The sequence below is a fragment of the Arthrobacter sp. PsM3 genome (assembly GCF_030433895.1).
GTDB lineage: Bacteria > Actinomycetota > Actinomycetes > Actinomycetales > Micrococcaceae > Arthrobacter.
The window spans coordinates 152,230-166,214 of the sequence record NZ_JARUXE010000002.1 but is presented as its reverse complement, the minus strand read 5'-3'; the positions used below and the strand labels follow the sequence as shown (position 1 = coordinate 166,214).

Here is a 13,985-nt window from a genome sequence, read left to right as displayed (position 1 = left end):
GGGGCACAGGGCTCACCGTCCAGTCTTGTGGGGCGCGGGGAAGAAGATTTCGCTGGGAACGCTGATTCCGAGATCGGCGAACCGTTCGACGAAGCGCGGCCGGACACCTGTGGGAATGGGTTTGCCGATGAATCGACCATCCTGGTCCACGCCGGCCGCGTAGTCGAAGACGAAAGCGTCCTGCAGCGTCACGACGTCCCCCTCCATGCCCAGGACTTCGGTGATGTGGGTGACCCGGCGCGTCCCATCCTTCAGCCTGCTCAACTGAACGATCAGGTGGACTGCGCTGGCGATTTGTTCACGGATGGCCCGTAGCGGAAGATCCATCCCAGCCATGAGAACGAGGGTCTCCATGCGGGCTATTGCATCCCGGGGCGAGTTGGAGTGCACGGTGGAGATGGAACCGTCATGGCCGGTGTTCATGGCCTGGAGCATGTCCAGGGCTTCTCCGCCGCGGACTTCGCCAACCACGATCCTGTCAGGGCGCATGCGCAGGGAGTTCCGAACGAGTTCGCGGATGCCAACGGCACCGCGGCCTTCAACGTTTTCCGGCCGGCTTTCCAAACGGACCACGTGCTCCTGCTGCAGTTGAAGCTCAACGGCATCTTCAATGGTGACGATGCGTTCGTCGTCAGGAATGAACGAGGAGAGAACATTGAGCAGTGTGGTCTTTCCCGTGCCGGTACCGCCGGAAACGATGATGTTCAGTCGTGCCTGGACACATGCGTGGAGCAACTGTGCCATGGCCGGTGAAATGGAGTCGAACCTGATCAGGTCCTCGACGGTCAATGGTACGGCGGAGAACTTTCGAATGGTCAACGATGGACCGTCCACAGCGAGGGGCGGGATCACGGCGTTGACCCGTGAGCCGTCCTGCAGCCGGGCATCAACCAGCGGCGAGGACTCGTCGATTCGACGCCCAACCCGCGAAACAATCCTCTCGATGACCCTGCGCAGGTGGGCATCCGAAGTGAACGATGTCCCGGTCAAGTGCAGCCGGCCGCCGCGTTCGACGTAGATGCGTTCAGAGCCGTTGACCATGATCTCGGTGACCAACGGGTCGTCCAGGAGTCGCTGGAGCGGCCCGAGACCCAGGATTTCGTCAACGATCTCGCGGACCAAGCGCCGTCGTTCCTCGGGCGTCAGGGGAACCTGTTCGTCATCGATGAACGCCCCAAGTGCCTCGCGCACCATGCGCCGCACGTCACCTTCATCGAGGCTGCTGTCAGTGATCCGGCTGCCCAGGCGGGCTGTCAGTTCTTCGGCCGCGCGCTTCTTGATCCCGGCCAGGGCATCCGACGTGGCAGTTGGGGGCGCTTTGGCCAGGGTTCCCAAGAGTTGGCCGCCGGCCGGTTCGGCCGTTGGGAGAACCGGAACCGGAGGGGCACCGGGCGGATTGAGCGCCTCCGCCGGGTTTGCCGTTGTCGTTCGGGCGGCTTGAAGTCGATCAACGAGACTCATGGTTTTTCGTCCCTTCGGTGCGCGTTCTTACTGGCAGGTGTCGACGAATTCGGGCCGAGAAGGGCTATCAGGTTCCTCAACCCTTTCAGGGCAGGATCCCGCCGGCTGTCCTGGAGCAGCGGTACGCCGGCGTTGGTTGAAAAGGGCAATGTGCGGGACCACGGCAGGATGATGTCGACCGGCAGCCCGACCGTGGCTTCGACGTCCTGGACGGTTAGTCCGCTGCGCTTGTCGGCAAAGTTGAGGACAATCGTGTTGGACGGGGGCATGAGGTCAAGTTGCCGCAGCACTTCCAGCCCGTGGTTGAGGCCACGGATGCTGGGAATGTCCATCCCGCAAACCCAGACGCCGTCGGTGGCCAGTTCCAGGACCGCCAAGACTTCTTCCCCGAGGCCAGGCGCCGTATCCAAAATGACATAGGGGAATTCCAGCGAGAGCTGGTTGATGAGGGTCGTCACGTGCGCGGGCTTGATAAGGTCCGCTTCCGCCGGCCGTCGCGGCGCACACATGGCATAGGCCCCGGACGGATGCCGGCTTAGGAAGGCCTTCAGCACCATGGCGTCACTCGACGCAGCACCGGTCACCGCGTCGTTGATGGTGTACTGGGGCTCCAGGCCCAGCCCCGAGGCTACGTCGCCGAACTGAAGGTCGAGATCGACAATGACCGCCCCCATCGGCGCCAGCTTGGCCAGTCCAACAGCCAGGTTGGTGGCAACGGTGGTCTTCCCCACTCCTCCCTTCGGGGACATCACGGAGATCACCCGCCCGCGGACGCTTTTCTGGCCTGCCTCCTCGGAGGCAAGCTGCTTGCGGCTTCTGGACGTTTCGGCAGCGCGTTCCAACGCCGCACGCATCCGTCCGGCCTCCGTATCCGGTGGCAGGACATCGCGGACGCCGGACCGCATGGCGGCCAGCATGAGTTCTGGTGCCGCATTTGCCACCAGCACGAGCACGATGTCCGGGAACGCGTGCTCGAGGCCGGCCGCCATGGCGAGCATCTGTTCTGTCCTGATGTCAGGGCCAAAAACCATCACATCGACGGCCCCGCCCAGGTTTCGGGCCAGCAGGTGGCCCGGGCTGCCCCCCGCGGCTTCGGATGCAAGGACCTGAACCTCGTGCGCGTCTCCCAGTGCCGTGGCGAGGTGGCTCTCGAACTCCGCTGATGAGGTCAGGACCAGGAAGCGGCTCATTGGAAGATCCCGCTGGTAGTGACGGCCGTGCGCACGCTGGCCGGGGTTTTCACCGTCTGCTTCGTCAACCAGATATTGCCAACGCGGGCACTGAGAATGATTTTCGCCGAGTCGGTGGAATTGCGGGCCAGGGTGACGAACGATGAACCGCTCGGGACGGCTGAGGTCCCTTTGTCTCCACTTCCGGCACTCGGCGCGGCCTGCTGGACAGCGGTAACAAGTACTTTGTCGAAAACCAGTTGTGTGCTGGCCTGCTGGGGTGACGCCGGGTCTGTTTGAGTGACGTAGAGTCCCACCAGGTCTCCTGCACGGAGGGTGCCGCCGACAACGCTTTCCGGCGGCAGGAGGATGGTGAGTTCCTGCATTCCATCAGGAACTTCAACGGCTCCCGGAGTGGTCTGTTGTGACGGGTCGACCAAGCGGCTCGCGAGCACCTGCTCCCCGGGTTCCAGGGCAACAGACGTGACCTGCCCGCCGGAACCCTCAAGGGAAGTCAGTGCGCCGTCGGCTTTCGCCGCAGCCGGGATTGACCGGACCCGAACATGAGATGCCAGGTCTTCCACTCTTGTTCCGGCCGGAACCGGCGTATCGACGACGACGACGTCAACAGGATCGAGCGCTTCCTGTGCGCGGCGGTCGGCATTCGATACGTAATTAACCAGCATTAAAGTGCCGGCGATTGCCAGTACGAGCGCAGCTAGCCCTGCGAATAAACGCGATTTCATGATTGCTTCCTCACCTCTTCGTACAGCTCAACAATGCGCGGACGCACGTTGTGGCGTCAGGCTGGATGTGGTTCCCGGGCCGGGAACGACTCTGCCGGCTGTCCCCCATATGGCGGACAGCCGGCAGGGCGGCGGGCGGTGAGGCTGCTTATCGGACCGTGTTGAGCTGGGTCGTGATGTTGGTGAAGACAGTGCGGAGGCTGGTGCCGAAGAGGGCGACCGAGGCGATGATGACGACTGCGATCAGCGCGACCATAATTCCGTATTCAACGGCGGTGGCGCCCTTTTCGGAGGTGAGTCGGTCCTTTACGCCGGCGACGAAAGCAATCATTGAGACCATGAGACCAGTCATTTTGGGTTTTCCTTTTCCAGAGTTTGAGTAGTAAACGAATTCCCGGCAAATCCCCTGTTGCTTTATTTCCGGGGCTTCGTTGGAACAACATTTGCATGACGATTAAGGGCGCAGCAATGCATCGGAATACTCGAATTTTTTCGATGGAATAGGAGCGCGACACCTATGGCTATCAGGCGTGTACTCAGTTCACCCCGGCCTATGGGGGCTTGGTACTTGTTTTGTTACGCCTGCTTACTAATGGGGGCAGAGTTACGGCAGTGGCAAGAGTTACGGAAGAAGCAGGACGATGGCGAGTCCTGCTGCCAGCATCGAGGGGCCGTGGGCAATCTCTTTTGGCTTGTTCCCTCGGTTTTTCAGCACCAGGATCACGGAAGCGAGGCCGCCTGCGACGAAGGCCAGGGCTCCGCCGTAGAACAGTTGCGACCAGCCTAGGTAGCCTAAGTACAGTCCAAGTGGTGCAGCGAGCTTCACGTCACCCATTCCGAGGCCGTTTCTGCTGGTCAAGGCAAGAATTAAGTAAGAAATGAACAGGATTACGGACCCGGCGACTCCGCGAACCAGGTCACCCGCAACTCCGTGGGCCAGCGCGGCGGAGGCCAGGAGCACCAGGCCGCCCCCCAGCAACGGCCCGACCAGCCGGTCCGGCAGCAAGTGATGCGCGATATCAATCCGGGCAAGCGGAACGGCGAATATGCCGAGTAATACGTATGCGGGAAGTTCGGCTGCAATCCCCAAGCGCCAGGCCAGCAGGGCCGAGAGCGCAAAGGTGGCGGCCGCCGTCGTGATCCTCAGCCGGGTGGTGGCCTCGCCGGCCAGCTGGGGGAGGGCGCGCCGGATGAGGGCGTGGGCCAGCAGCCCCAGGCATGCGCCGGCAAGTCCCACCACTGCAACAAAGAGCGGCGATGCGGAGCCGGCGGCGGCGGTGTCGAACACGGTTCCTCCAGGGATACGGCGGGCCGGGGGCGGGCAGAATGCATCCGGACACCTCATTTTGACCCAGCGACACGTCATCGGCTATTCTTGGTAGTCGTTGTGCGTGTCCTTCTCGATGATGCGTGCCCGCTTGAGGATCCGGTTGCAGGATGACTACTCAACGTGCACATTCGAGACTCAGGACGACTGGTTACATGGAGCCCTCACCTCTGTTCCGGTAGCGCATAGATAGTAGGTGCACCTCCGCGTGACGCCTAAAACAAGAACGCCAGAACAAGAACGAGGCAAACACCGTGCGTACGTACACCCCGAAGCCCGGCGATATCAACCGCCAGTGGCACGTCATTGACGCCACAGACGTTGTCCTTGGTCGTCTCGCGAGCCAGACCGCAATCCTGCTGCGCGGCAAGCACAAGGCCACCTTTGCGTCCCACATGGACATGGGCGACTTCGTCATCATCATCAACGCTGAAAAGGTTGCCCTCACCGGCGCCAAGCTGGAGCAGAAGCGCGCATACCGCCACTCCGGTTACCCGGGCGGCCTGACCTCCGTCACCTACGCGGAGCTGCTGGAATCCAACCCGGTCCGCGCCGTGGAGAAGGCCATCAAGGGCATGCTTCCGAAGAACTCCCTCGCTGCACAGCAGCTGGGCAAGCTAAAGGTCTATAAGGGTGCCGAGCACCCCCACGCCGCACAGCAGCCCAAGACTTACGAAATCACCCAGGTCGCCCAGTAGTCCTGGCCACCAAACAACTTTTTAGCAAGGAGAATCGTGGCTCAGAACGAAGAGACCACCGAGGCCGTTGTGGCTGAGGAAAACCTGACCAGCTACACCTCGGAAAGCGGTCCTGCGGAAGCAGAAGCGCCCAAGAAGGAACGCCCGGCCCTCACGGTTGCCGGCGCAGCAGTTGGCCGTCGCAAGGAAGCCGTGGCACGCGTTCGCATCGTGCCCGGCACCGGCAAGTGGACCATCAACGGCCGCGAGCTGGCCAACTACTTCCCGAACAAGCTGCACCAGCAGGACGTCAACGAGCCCTTCAAGATCCTGGATCTTGATGGCGCCTACGACGTCATGGCCCGCATCCACGGTGGCGGCATTTCCGGCCAGGCCGGTGCCTTGCGCCTCGGCATCGCCCGTTCACTGAACGAGATCGACACCGAGAACAACCGCGCCACGCTGAAGAAGGCCGGTTACCTGCGCCGTGACGCCCGCGTCATCGAGCGCAAGAAGGCCGGCCTCAAGAAGGCCCGTAAGGCTCAGCAGTACTCCAAGCGCTAAGACCGCTTCCAAGCGCTTCTGGCGCTTGCACGAAAGCCCGTTCCGCCACCATGGCGGGGCGGGCTTTTGCCGTTAACCGGCTGTTGCGCTCTCATCCGAGGGCCGCGCCGTGACCCCACCCACTTCCCGGGCGGTGGTGTCCGTAGCGGCCCAGCCCCGCCTATCGTCTAAGCTTGACCCGATGTCTAGATTATTTGGAACAGATGGAGTCCGAGGCCTGGCCAATGGCCTGCTGACCGCTGAGCTGTCGCTGCAGCTGGCCCAGGCCGCCGCCGTCGTGCTTGGCCATGACCGCAATACGAGCGAAACGCGCCCGCGCGCCGTGGTTGCCCGCGACCCCCGCGCCAGCGGCGAGTTCATCGCCGCGGCCGTGGAAGCAGGGCTGGCCAGCTCCGGCATCGACGTCTACGACGCCGGCGTCCTCCCGACGCCGGCCGCGGCTTACCTCGTGGCCGACCTGGACGCAGACTTCGGCGTAATGATCTCCGCTTCTCACAACCCGGCACCGGACAACGGCATCAAGTTCTTCGCCCGCGGCGGACAGAAGCTCCCCGACGAGGTGGAGGATGCCATCGAGGACCAGCTCGGCAAAGCGCCGTTCCGGCCCGTCGGCGGGGAGGTCGGCCGGATCCAGCGTTTCGCCGACGCGGAGGACCGCTATATCGTGCACCTGCTCGGGACGCTCCCGCAGCGCCTCGACGGACTCAAGGTGGTGGTGGACTGCGCCCACGGCGCGGCCAGCGGCTGCTCCCCCCAGGTCTTCAAGACCGCGGGCGCCGAGGTGATTGTCATCGGCGCTGAACCGGACGGACTCAATATCAACGACGGCGTGGGATCCACCCACCTTTCGCCGCTCAAGGCCGCAGTCGTCGCCAACGGGGCCGATCTGGGCATCGCCCACGACGGCGACGCCGACCGCTGCCTTGCCGTGGACCACGAGGGCAACGAGGTTGACGGCGACCAGATCATGGCGGTCCTCGCGATCGCGCTCAAGGAAGCGGGCAAGCTCAAGGACGACGTGCTGGTGGCCACGGTCATGAGCAACCTCGGCCTCAAGCTGGCCCTGCGCGATGCCGGCATCGCCATCCGGGAAACCGGGGTGGGGGACCGGTACGTCCTCGAAGCAATGCGCGAGGGCGGCTTCAGCCTTGGGGGCGAGCAGTCCGGCCACGTGATCTTCTCCGAACACGCGACCACCGGCGACGGCGTGCTGACCGGGCTTCAACTTGCGGCCCAGGTTGCCCTCACCGGCAGGCCGCTGAAGGAACTTGCGGCAGTGATGACCAAGCTTCCGCAGGTCCTGATCAACGTCAAGGGCGTCGACCGCACCCGGGTCAAGGGTGACGAGGCCGTGGCCGCGGCCGTGGCCCTCGCCGAGGCCGAGCTTGGTGAAACCGGTCGGGTGCTCCTGCGTCCCTCCGGAACCGAACCGGTGGTCCGTGTCATGGTGGAGGCGGCTTCCCAGGAGACCGCCCAGGACGTCGCGGAGCGCCTGGCTGAGGTGGTCCGGACCGAGCTGGCCCTGGAGCTCGTCGCGGAATGAGCCTTACTGTCTCCTGACCTACGAAAGGCGCGCCCCTGCGGGACGCGCCTTTGGTGGTTGTGGGGAGTTACCGCGGGCGCTCCGTGCGGAGCGCGTCACGGATTTCGGTGAGCAGGGCGATCTGCGGGTCCTCGGCTGCCTCTTGTTTGACCTCCGGGCTGATGCCGAGGCGGCGGTTGCGCCGTTCGATCATGTGGTTCATGGGGACGACGACCACGAAGTAGATGGCTGCAGCGACCAGGAGGAAGTTGACGATCGCGGTCAGCAACACGCCAAACTTGATGTCGTTGCCGTTCAGGGTGAAGACAGCGAAGCTGTCGAAGTTGGGCGCCCCAACGAGGCCCGAAATGAACGGCATCAGCACGCTCTGGACAAGGGCCGTGACCACGGCGCCAAACGCGGCGCCGATGACGACTGCGACGGCAAGGTCCACGACGTTGCCCTTGAGAATGAAGTTCTTGAATCCTGTCAGCATGTGCCCAACCTAGCCCAGTTGCGTGAACACGCCGTGTCGGGCAGGTTAGGTCCGTGGTCCGTGTCGGTGTGCCTGCTACAGGTATGCCGGTGCTGCCTCGAGCCCGAAGTACTCCTCTAGGGTGGCAATGCTACGGGTGCTCATGTCTCCCGCGGCCTCGACCCCGATGTAGCGCAGGTGCCACGGCTCGTAGTAGTAGCCGGTGATGGTGTGGAGCATCCACGGGTAACGCACCACGAAACCGAACAGGTAAGCGTTGTTCCTGGCCCAGACCGCTGCGGGCTGCTCGGCGAAGCAGGGCTGGAAGCTGCAGGCCCCGCCGCCGTCGCCCAGGTCGAAGGACCAGCCGGTCTGGTGCTCGGAGTAGCCTGGCCGGGCCGAAGCGGTGTCGGCCTCCGCCTGCCCGCGCGAGGACACATACCCGTTGTACGTTCCGGTCTGCGTCGCATAGGACCGGTAGCCGCTGGCCAGGGTCAGGATGACGCCTGCCCCGGCCGCAGCGGCGAACATCCGCTCCGCCGCGGCCGCCGTCGTGCTGTTCAGCAGCGCCGCTTCGCCGGAGGTGGCCAGGCGGACGCCCGGCTGGACCAGGTCCGCCGGCCGATACGTGGCGGGGGAGAGCGGGCGGTGCTTGTTCACGACCACCCAGGGGCTCGCCGGGTCGGTGAGCGAGTGCTGCCGCACGGCCGCGGCGGAGGGCGCCGGGGACGGCGGCGCGGTCTCCGGCGTCGTCGCGTCGGGACTGGCCGGCAGACTCTCAGCGGACGGCGTGCCGCCGGCAACGGCCGACGGCGTCCCGGCACCCGCCGTCGTCGCTGACGCTGAGCCCGAGCCCGAGGCCGAAGCCGGGTCCGGCAGCACCGGCCGGGGAGCTTCCGGGGCACAGGCGCTCAGCGCCGCGAGGCCGGATCCGGCGAGCAGCAGGCGGCTGAAGGCCCGCCGGCCGTGGGTGCGCAGAACGGGTTCCGGCGCCACCGGAGATCCCGCGGACGCGTCGTAGCACACCTGTGCTAGACCTTGCGGAGCAGCATGCGGCGGATGGAATGGTCGGGGTCCTTGGTGAGGACCAGCTGGGCGCGGCCGCGGGTGGGGAGCACGTTTTCCTCAAGGTTTGGTTCGTTGATGCGCTTCCAGATGTCGCGGGCAGTCTGTTCCGCCTCGACGTCCGAGAGCGTGGCGTAGCGGTGGAAGTAGGACTCCGGCTGCGCGAACGCTGTGGTCCGCAGTTTGCGGAAGCGGTCCACGTACCACTCCTCAATGTAGGACGTTTTGGCATCAACATAGATGGAAAAATCAAAGAAGTCACTCAGGGCCAGTCCCTGGCGCCCATCATGCCGCGGCCGGGCCGGCGCCAGGACGTTCAGCCCCTCGACGATCAGCACGTCGGGACGGCGCACCACTACTTCCTTGCCCGGGACGATGTCATAGGTCACGTGGGAGTACCAGGGCGCCCGGACTTCCTCGGCGCCGCTTTTGATCTCGCTCACAAAGCGCAGCAGCGCGCGGCGGTCATAGGACTCGGGGAATCCCTTGCGTTCCAGCAGCTGGCGCCGCTTGAGTTCCGCCAGCGGGTACAGGAAGCCGTCCGTGGTGATGAGCTCAACATTGGGGGTGCCGGGCCAGCGGCGGAGCATCTCGCGGAGCACGCGGGCGATGGTCGACTTGCCCACAGCCACCGAGCCGGCGACGCCGATCACGAACGGTGTGCGCTGGGTCTGCTCTCCCAGGAAGGTGGTCGTGGCCGCGTGGAGCTGGCCCGCCGCCTCGACATACAGGTGCAGCAGCCGGGACAGCGGGAGGTAGACCTCGCGGACTTCCTTCATATCCAGGGGATCGCCGAGGCCGCGGAGACGGAGCACGTCCTCCTGGTTGAGGGGCTGCTCCATTTGGGCAGCGAGCCGGGACCAGGTCTGCCGGTCCAGCTCCACGAACGGGGAGACGCCGTCGCCGTTCGCATCATTGCGTTGCAAAGTCACCCTAGAGATTCTGCCCTCCCCACCGTCCAGAGCGAAATGGGGCGCTCCGGGGATGCTCCGCCCGGGCCTCCAACGGCGTGTTGTGGCCGGTCATCTTACGCCGGCTTTCCGGGAAACCCGCTAGGCTTACGTCCATGTGTGGAATCGTTGGATATGTGGGCCACTCCGCTGGCCGGGTAAATACTGGACACAATGCCCTGGACGTTGTCCTTGAGGGACTGCGGCGCTTGGAATACCGGGGCTATGACTCTGCAGGCATCGCCGTGGTAGCTGACGGAACCATTTCGTCCCGCAAGAAGTCGGGCAAACTGAGCAATCTGATCGCTGAACTCGAGGCCCGCCCGCTGCCGGAATCGCTGACCGGCATCGGTCACACTCGCTGGGCAACCCACGGCGGCCCCACGGACCAGAACGCCCACCCTCATCTCGCCGATGAGGGCAAGCTGGCCGTGATCCATAACGGCATCATTGAGAACTATGCGGAACTGAAGCTGGAACTGCTGGACAAAGGTGTGAAGTTCATTTCGGAAACTGACACCGAAGTGGCCGCCGCACTGCTGGGTGACGTCTACCGGAACCAGCTGGGCGGCGACAACTCCAACGGCGGGCTCACTAAAGCGATGCAGCTCGCCTCCCAGCGCCTGGAAGGCGCCTTCACCCTCCTGGCCATCCACGCTGACCAGCCCGACGTCGTCGTGGCGGCCCGCCGCAACTCCCCGCTCGTCGTCGGCCTCGGCGACGGCGAGAACTTCCTCGGCTCCGACGTCTCCGGCTTCATCGACTACACCCGACGCGCCGTGGAACTCGGCCAGGACCAGATTGTCACCATCACAGCCGACACCGTCGACATTACCGACTTCTTCGGTGCTCCGGCCGAGGGCAAGGAATACCACGTTGACTGGGACCCGGCATCCGCGGAAAAGGGCGGCTTCCCGTCCTTCATGGAAAAGGAAATCCACGATCAGCCCGACGCGGTCGCACAGACGCTGCTCGGGCGTTCGGACCTCGACGGCAAGCTGACCCTCGATGAGATGCGGATCGATCCGGAACTGCTCAAGCACATCAACAAGATCATCGTGCTCGCCTGCGGCACGTCGGCCTACGCCGGGCAGGTCGCGAAGTACGCGATTGAGCGCTGGTGCCGGATTGCCACGGAGGTCGAGCTCTCGCACGAATTCCGCTACCGTGATCCGATTGTCGATGAGAACACCCTGGTGGTATCCATCTCCCAGTCCGGCGAAACGATGGACACGCTGATGGCCGTCCGCTACGCGAAGGAGCAGGGCGCCAAGACGATCTCCATTTGCAACACAAACGGCTCCACCATCCCGCGTGAGTCCGATGCCGTGCTCTACACCCACGCAGGCCCGGAGATCGCAGTGGCCTCGACCAAGGCGTTCCTCGCGCAGATCACCGCCGCATACCTCCTTGGCCTGTACCTGGCGCAGCTGCGCGGCAACATGTTCCAGGGCGAAATCAAGGACATTCTTGCGGACCTTGGCAAGATCCCGGCCAAGATCCAGCAGATCCTTGACAACGAGGGCCAGATCAAGGAACTCGGCCGGGAGATGGCCAACGCCAAATCCGTGCTGTTCCTGGGCCGCCACGTCGGTTTCCCGGTGGCGATGGAGGGCGCGCTCAAGCTCAAGGAACTCGCCTACATCCACGCCGAAGGCTTTGCCGCCGGAGAGCTCAAGCACGGCCCGATCGCGCTGATCGAGGAGGGCCAGCCGGTCTTCGTGATCGTTCCGTCGCCCCGGGGCCGGGATTCGCTGCACGCGAAGGTGGTCTCCAACATCCAGGAAGTCCGCGCCCGCGGCGCCAAGACCATCGTGATTGCGGAAGAGGGGGACGAGGCGGTCAAGGCGTACGCCGAGCATGTCTTCTACATTCCAGCGGCGCCGACGCTCCTCGCTCCACTGCTGGCCGTGGTGCCGCTGCAGATCTTCGCCGCCGAACTCGCAAGCGCCAAGGGCTACGACGTGGACCAGCCCCGCAACCTGGCCAAGAGCGTGACCGTAGAATAGCGCCATGATTGTTGGCATTGGCGTAGACGTCGTAGACATTGAACGGTTCGGCCGGCAGCTGGAGCGCACCCCCGGGTTGCGCGACAGGCTGTTCGTGCCCGCGGAGCGCGAACTGAACACGCGTTCCCTGGCCGCCCGGTTCGCCGCCAAGGAGGCCGTGGCCAAGGTGCTCGGTGCCCCGGCCGGCATGAACTGGCAGGACTGCTGGATCGGACTGGACCAGAACGGGCCGACCGTCCAGGTCAAGGACACGGTGCTGGCCGTCGCGGAATCGAAGGGCGTCAAACGCTGGCACCTCTCGATCAGCCACGACGGCGGCATCGCCACGGCCACGGTGATCGCCGAAGGCTGAGCATTCCCAGCCTGAACCGAGCCGGACTTCCCGCAGCGACTGCACCGCGAATGGACTGAAACCATGATCAGCGCCTATACCGGAACCCAGATACGAGGGGCCGAAAAGCCGCTTCTGGAAAGAGGTATGGGCGCTGTCCTGATGCAGCGGGCCGCCTACGGGCTGGCCAATGCGGTGGTCCGCGAACTGCGGGCCAGCGGGGGGCGCCTCTACGGCGCCAGCGCCACGGTGCTCGCCGGCAAAGGCAACAACGGCGGCGACGGACTGTTCGCCGCCGCGATGCTGGCCGGCCGCGGCATGCGGACGACGGCGCTGCTCACCGCCGACGGGGCCCACCCCGCAGGGCTCGCGGCCTTTCACAAGGCCGGCGGCCGGGTGCTCCGGCTGACGCCAGAGAACGTGACCGACGCGTCGGCAGCCGCCGCCGCATCCGACGTCGTCATCGACGCGGTCCTCGGTACCGGCGCCCAGGGCGGCCTGCGGGGCCCTGCCGCGGCACTGATCGAGGCACTGGGACGATCGCGGGCCGGGCTCGTGGTGGCCTGCGACATCCCCAGCGGCGTGGACGCCGATACCGGCGAGGCCCATGCCCCGGTGCTGCAGGCGGAGCTGACCGTGACTTTCGGGGCCGCCAAGGCCGGATTGCTGGCCGATCCCGGCGCGGACTTCGCCGGCCGGGTGCTGGTCATCCCAATAGGAATCGACGCCGCCCTCCCGGAGCCGGCCCTGCGCCGCCTCGAAGCGGAGGACCTGTCCGTCCTGCTGCCGCGTCCCGGCCGCCGCTCGCACAAGTACTCCCGCGGCGTCCTTGGCATCGTGGCCGGCTCGTCGCGCTACCCCGGCGCAGCGGTGCTCGCCTGCCGCGGGGCGCTGGCGTCCGGGGCTGGGATGGTGCGCTACCTCGGCCCGCCGGACGTCGCCGACCTGGTCCGGCGCTCCTGCCCCGAAGTCGTCTGCGGATCCGGGAGCGCAGCTGACACCCACGTCCAGGCCTGGCTCCTGGGCCCGGGCCTCGATGAAGATGCCCACGAGCAGCTGGAGCGCGTCCGCGAAGCCGCAGCCAGCGGGCTTCCCGTCGTGGCGGACGCCGGGGCCCTGCCGGCCCTGCCCCGGGCCCTCGCCCCGCACTTTGTCCTGACACCGCACGCCGGCGAACTGGCCGCCCTGCTGGCGCGGTACGGCGCCGAACCCGGCCGCTCCGACGTGGAGGACGCCACCCTCGCCGCGGCCCGGCGGGCCAGCGACCTGACCGGCGCCACCGTGCTACTCAAGGGCGCCACAACGCTGGTGGCCGCACCGTCGGGTGCCGTCTTCAGCCAGGCCGAGGCGACACCCTGGCTGGCCACGGCCGGCAGCGGGGATGTCCTGGCCGGTGTGCTCGGTTCCCTGCTGGCTCAGCTGGCCGAAAGCCCCGGTGCGTTCGCCGCCCTCGGCATCCCGGCGGCAGACCGCTGGGCCGGCATCGCGGCGATGGCCGCCAGCGTCCACGGCCGGGCCGGAAGCCTCGCCTCGGACGGCGCGCCGGTGAGGGCGGGCGGCATCGCCGGGGCCGTCCCGGAGGTGCTGCGGACGATGTAACGCAGAGCCCGCCAACCGTCCCGACAGGGATGATAACCCTACTTACAAGTAGTCTGTCTAGAGATTGTCCGCTTATGCATGAGGAGTACA

Annotated in this window: 14 protein-coding genes; 6 read left to right on the top strand and 8 right to left on the bottom strand. The window is 65.5% G+C overall.

Going from position 1 to position 13,985, the window contains the following annotated elements; genetic code table 11:
- Positions 1 to 12 precede the first annotated feature (12 nt).
- The 5 genes from QCD75_RS01675 to QCD75_RS01655 all read right to left on the bottom strand — a co-directional run bounded on the left by QCD75_RS01675 (position 13) and on the right by QCD75_RS01655 (position 4,664).
- Positions 13 to 1,461, bottom strand: a complete 1,449-nt coding sequence (locus tag QCD75_RS01675; protein ID WP_301225053.1) for a CpaF family protein — start codon at positions 1,459 to 1,461, stop codon at positions 13 to 15.
- Positions 1,458 to 2,651 (bottom strand): AAA family ATPase, encoded by a 1,194-nt coding sequence (locus QCD75_RS01670; protein WP_301225052.1) that lies wholly within the window; start codon positions 2,649 to 2,651, stop codon positions 1,458 to 1,460. Before QCD75_RS01670 ends, QCD75_RS01675 begins: the two co-directional genes overlap by 4 nt.
- Entirely contained in the window at positions 2,648 to 3,376 is a 729-nt protein-coding gene (gene cpaB / locus QCD75_RS01665; RefSeq protein ID WP_301225050.1) for a Flp pilus assembly protein CpaB, read from the bottom strand. The genes QCD75_RS01670 and cpaB overlap by 4 nt, the downstream gene beginning before the upstream one ends.
- Before the next feature lie 148 nt (positions 3,377 to 3,524).
- The gene (locus QCD75_RS01660; protein WP_301225048.1) at positions 3,525 to 3,728 is read right to left on the bottom strand and encodes a Flp family type IVb pilin; all 204 of its coding nucleotides are present in this window, start codon (positions 3,726 to 3,728) and stop codon (positions 3,525 to 3,527) included.
- Between the two features lie 270 nt (positions 3,729 to 3,998).
- Positions 3,999 to 4,664, bottom strand: coding sequence for a prepilin peptidase (locus tag QCD75_RS01655; RefSeq protein WP_301225046.1), 666 nt, complete (start codon positions 4,662 to 4,664; stop codon positions 3,999 to 4,001).
- Positions 4,665 to 4,957: 293 nt separating this feature from the next.
- On the opposite strand from QCD75_RS01655, the gene rplM reads away from it, so the two are divergent.
- From rplM to glmM, 3 genes are all read left to right on the top strand, one after another.
- Positions 4,958 to 5,401 (top strand): 50S ribosomal protein L13, encoded by a 444-nt coding sequence (gene rplM, locus QCD75_RS01650; RefSeq protein WP_024367145.1) that lies wholly within the window; start codon positions 4,958 to 4,960, stop codon positions 5,399 to 5,401.
- Between the two features lie 36 nt (positions 5,402 to 5,437).
- Positions 5,438 to 5,944, top strand: a complete 507-nt coding sequence (gene rpsI, locus QCD75_RS01645; protein WP_301225040.1) for a 30S ribosomal protein S9 — start codon at positions 5,438 to 5,440, stop codon at positions 5,942 to 5,944.
- A 181-nt stretch (positions 5,945 to 6,125) separates the two neighbouring features.
- The gene (gene glmM / locus QCD75_RS01640) at positions 6,126 to 7,487 is read left to right on the top strand and encodes a phosphoglucosamine mutase (RefSeq protein WP_301225038.1); all 1,362 of its coding nucleotides are present in this window, start codon (positions 6,126 to 6,128) and stop codon (positions 7,485 to 7,487) included.
- Positions 7,488 to 7,554: 67 nt separating this feature from the next.
- Here glmM and mscL read toward each other — a convergent pair whose 3' ends face one another.
- The 3 genes from mscL to coaA form a co-directional block, all read right to left on the bottom strand.
- Positions 7,555 to 7,962, bottom strand: coding sequence for a large conductance mechanosensitive channel protein MscL (mscL, locus tag QCD75_RS01635; protein WP_301225036.1), 408 nt, complete (start codon positions 7,960 to 7,962; stop codon positions 7,555 to 7,557).
- Between the two features lie 75 nt (positions 7,963 to 8,037).
- Positions 8,038 to 8,937, bottom strand: coding sequence for a M15 family metallopeptidase (locus QCD75_RS01630; protein ID WP_301225034.1), 900 nt, complete (start codon positions 8,935 to 8,937; stop codon positions 8,038 to 8,040).
- Positions 8,938 to 8,972: 35 nt separating this feature from the next.
- Positions 8,973 to 9,938 carry a type I pantothenate kinase gene (gene coaA, locus QCD75_RS01625; RefSeq protein ID WP_301225032.1) on the bottom strand — a complete coding sequence of 322 codons (966 nt, stop codon included), beginning with the start codon at positions 9,936 to 9,938 and terminating at the stop codon, positions 8,973 to 8,975.
- 134 nt (positions 9,939 to 10,072) lie between these two features.
- Here coaA and glmS point away from each other — a divergent pair, with 134 nt between their 5' ends.
- From glmS to QCD75_RS01610, 3 genes are all read left to right on the top strand, one after another.
- On the top strand, positions 10,073 to 11,965 hold the full coding sequence (gene glmS, locus QCD75_RS01620; RefSeq protein ID WP_301225030.1) for a glutamine--fructose-6-phosphate transaminase (isomerizing): 1,893 nt from the start codon (positions 10,073 to 10,075) through the stop codon (positions 11,963 to 11,965).
- 4 nt (positions 11,966 to 11,969) lie between these two features.
- Complete coding sequence (locus QCD75_RS01615) at positions 11,970 to 12,317, top strand: holo-ACP synthase (RefSeq protein WP_175321209.1); 348 nt, start codon at positions 11,970 to 11,972, stop codon at positions 12,315 to 12,317.
- 63 nt (positions 12,318 to 12,380) lie between these two features.
- The gene (locus QCD75_RS01610) at positions 12,381 to 13,895 is read left to right on the top strand and encodes an NAD(P)H-hydrate epimerase (protein WP_301225026.1); all 1,515 of its coding nucleotides are present in this window, start codon (positions 12,381 to 12,383) and stop codon (positions 13,893 to 13,895) included.
- The last annotated feature ends 90 nt before the right edge of the window (positions 13,896 to 13,985 follow it).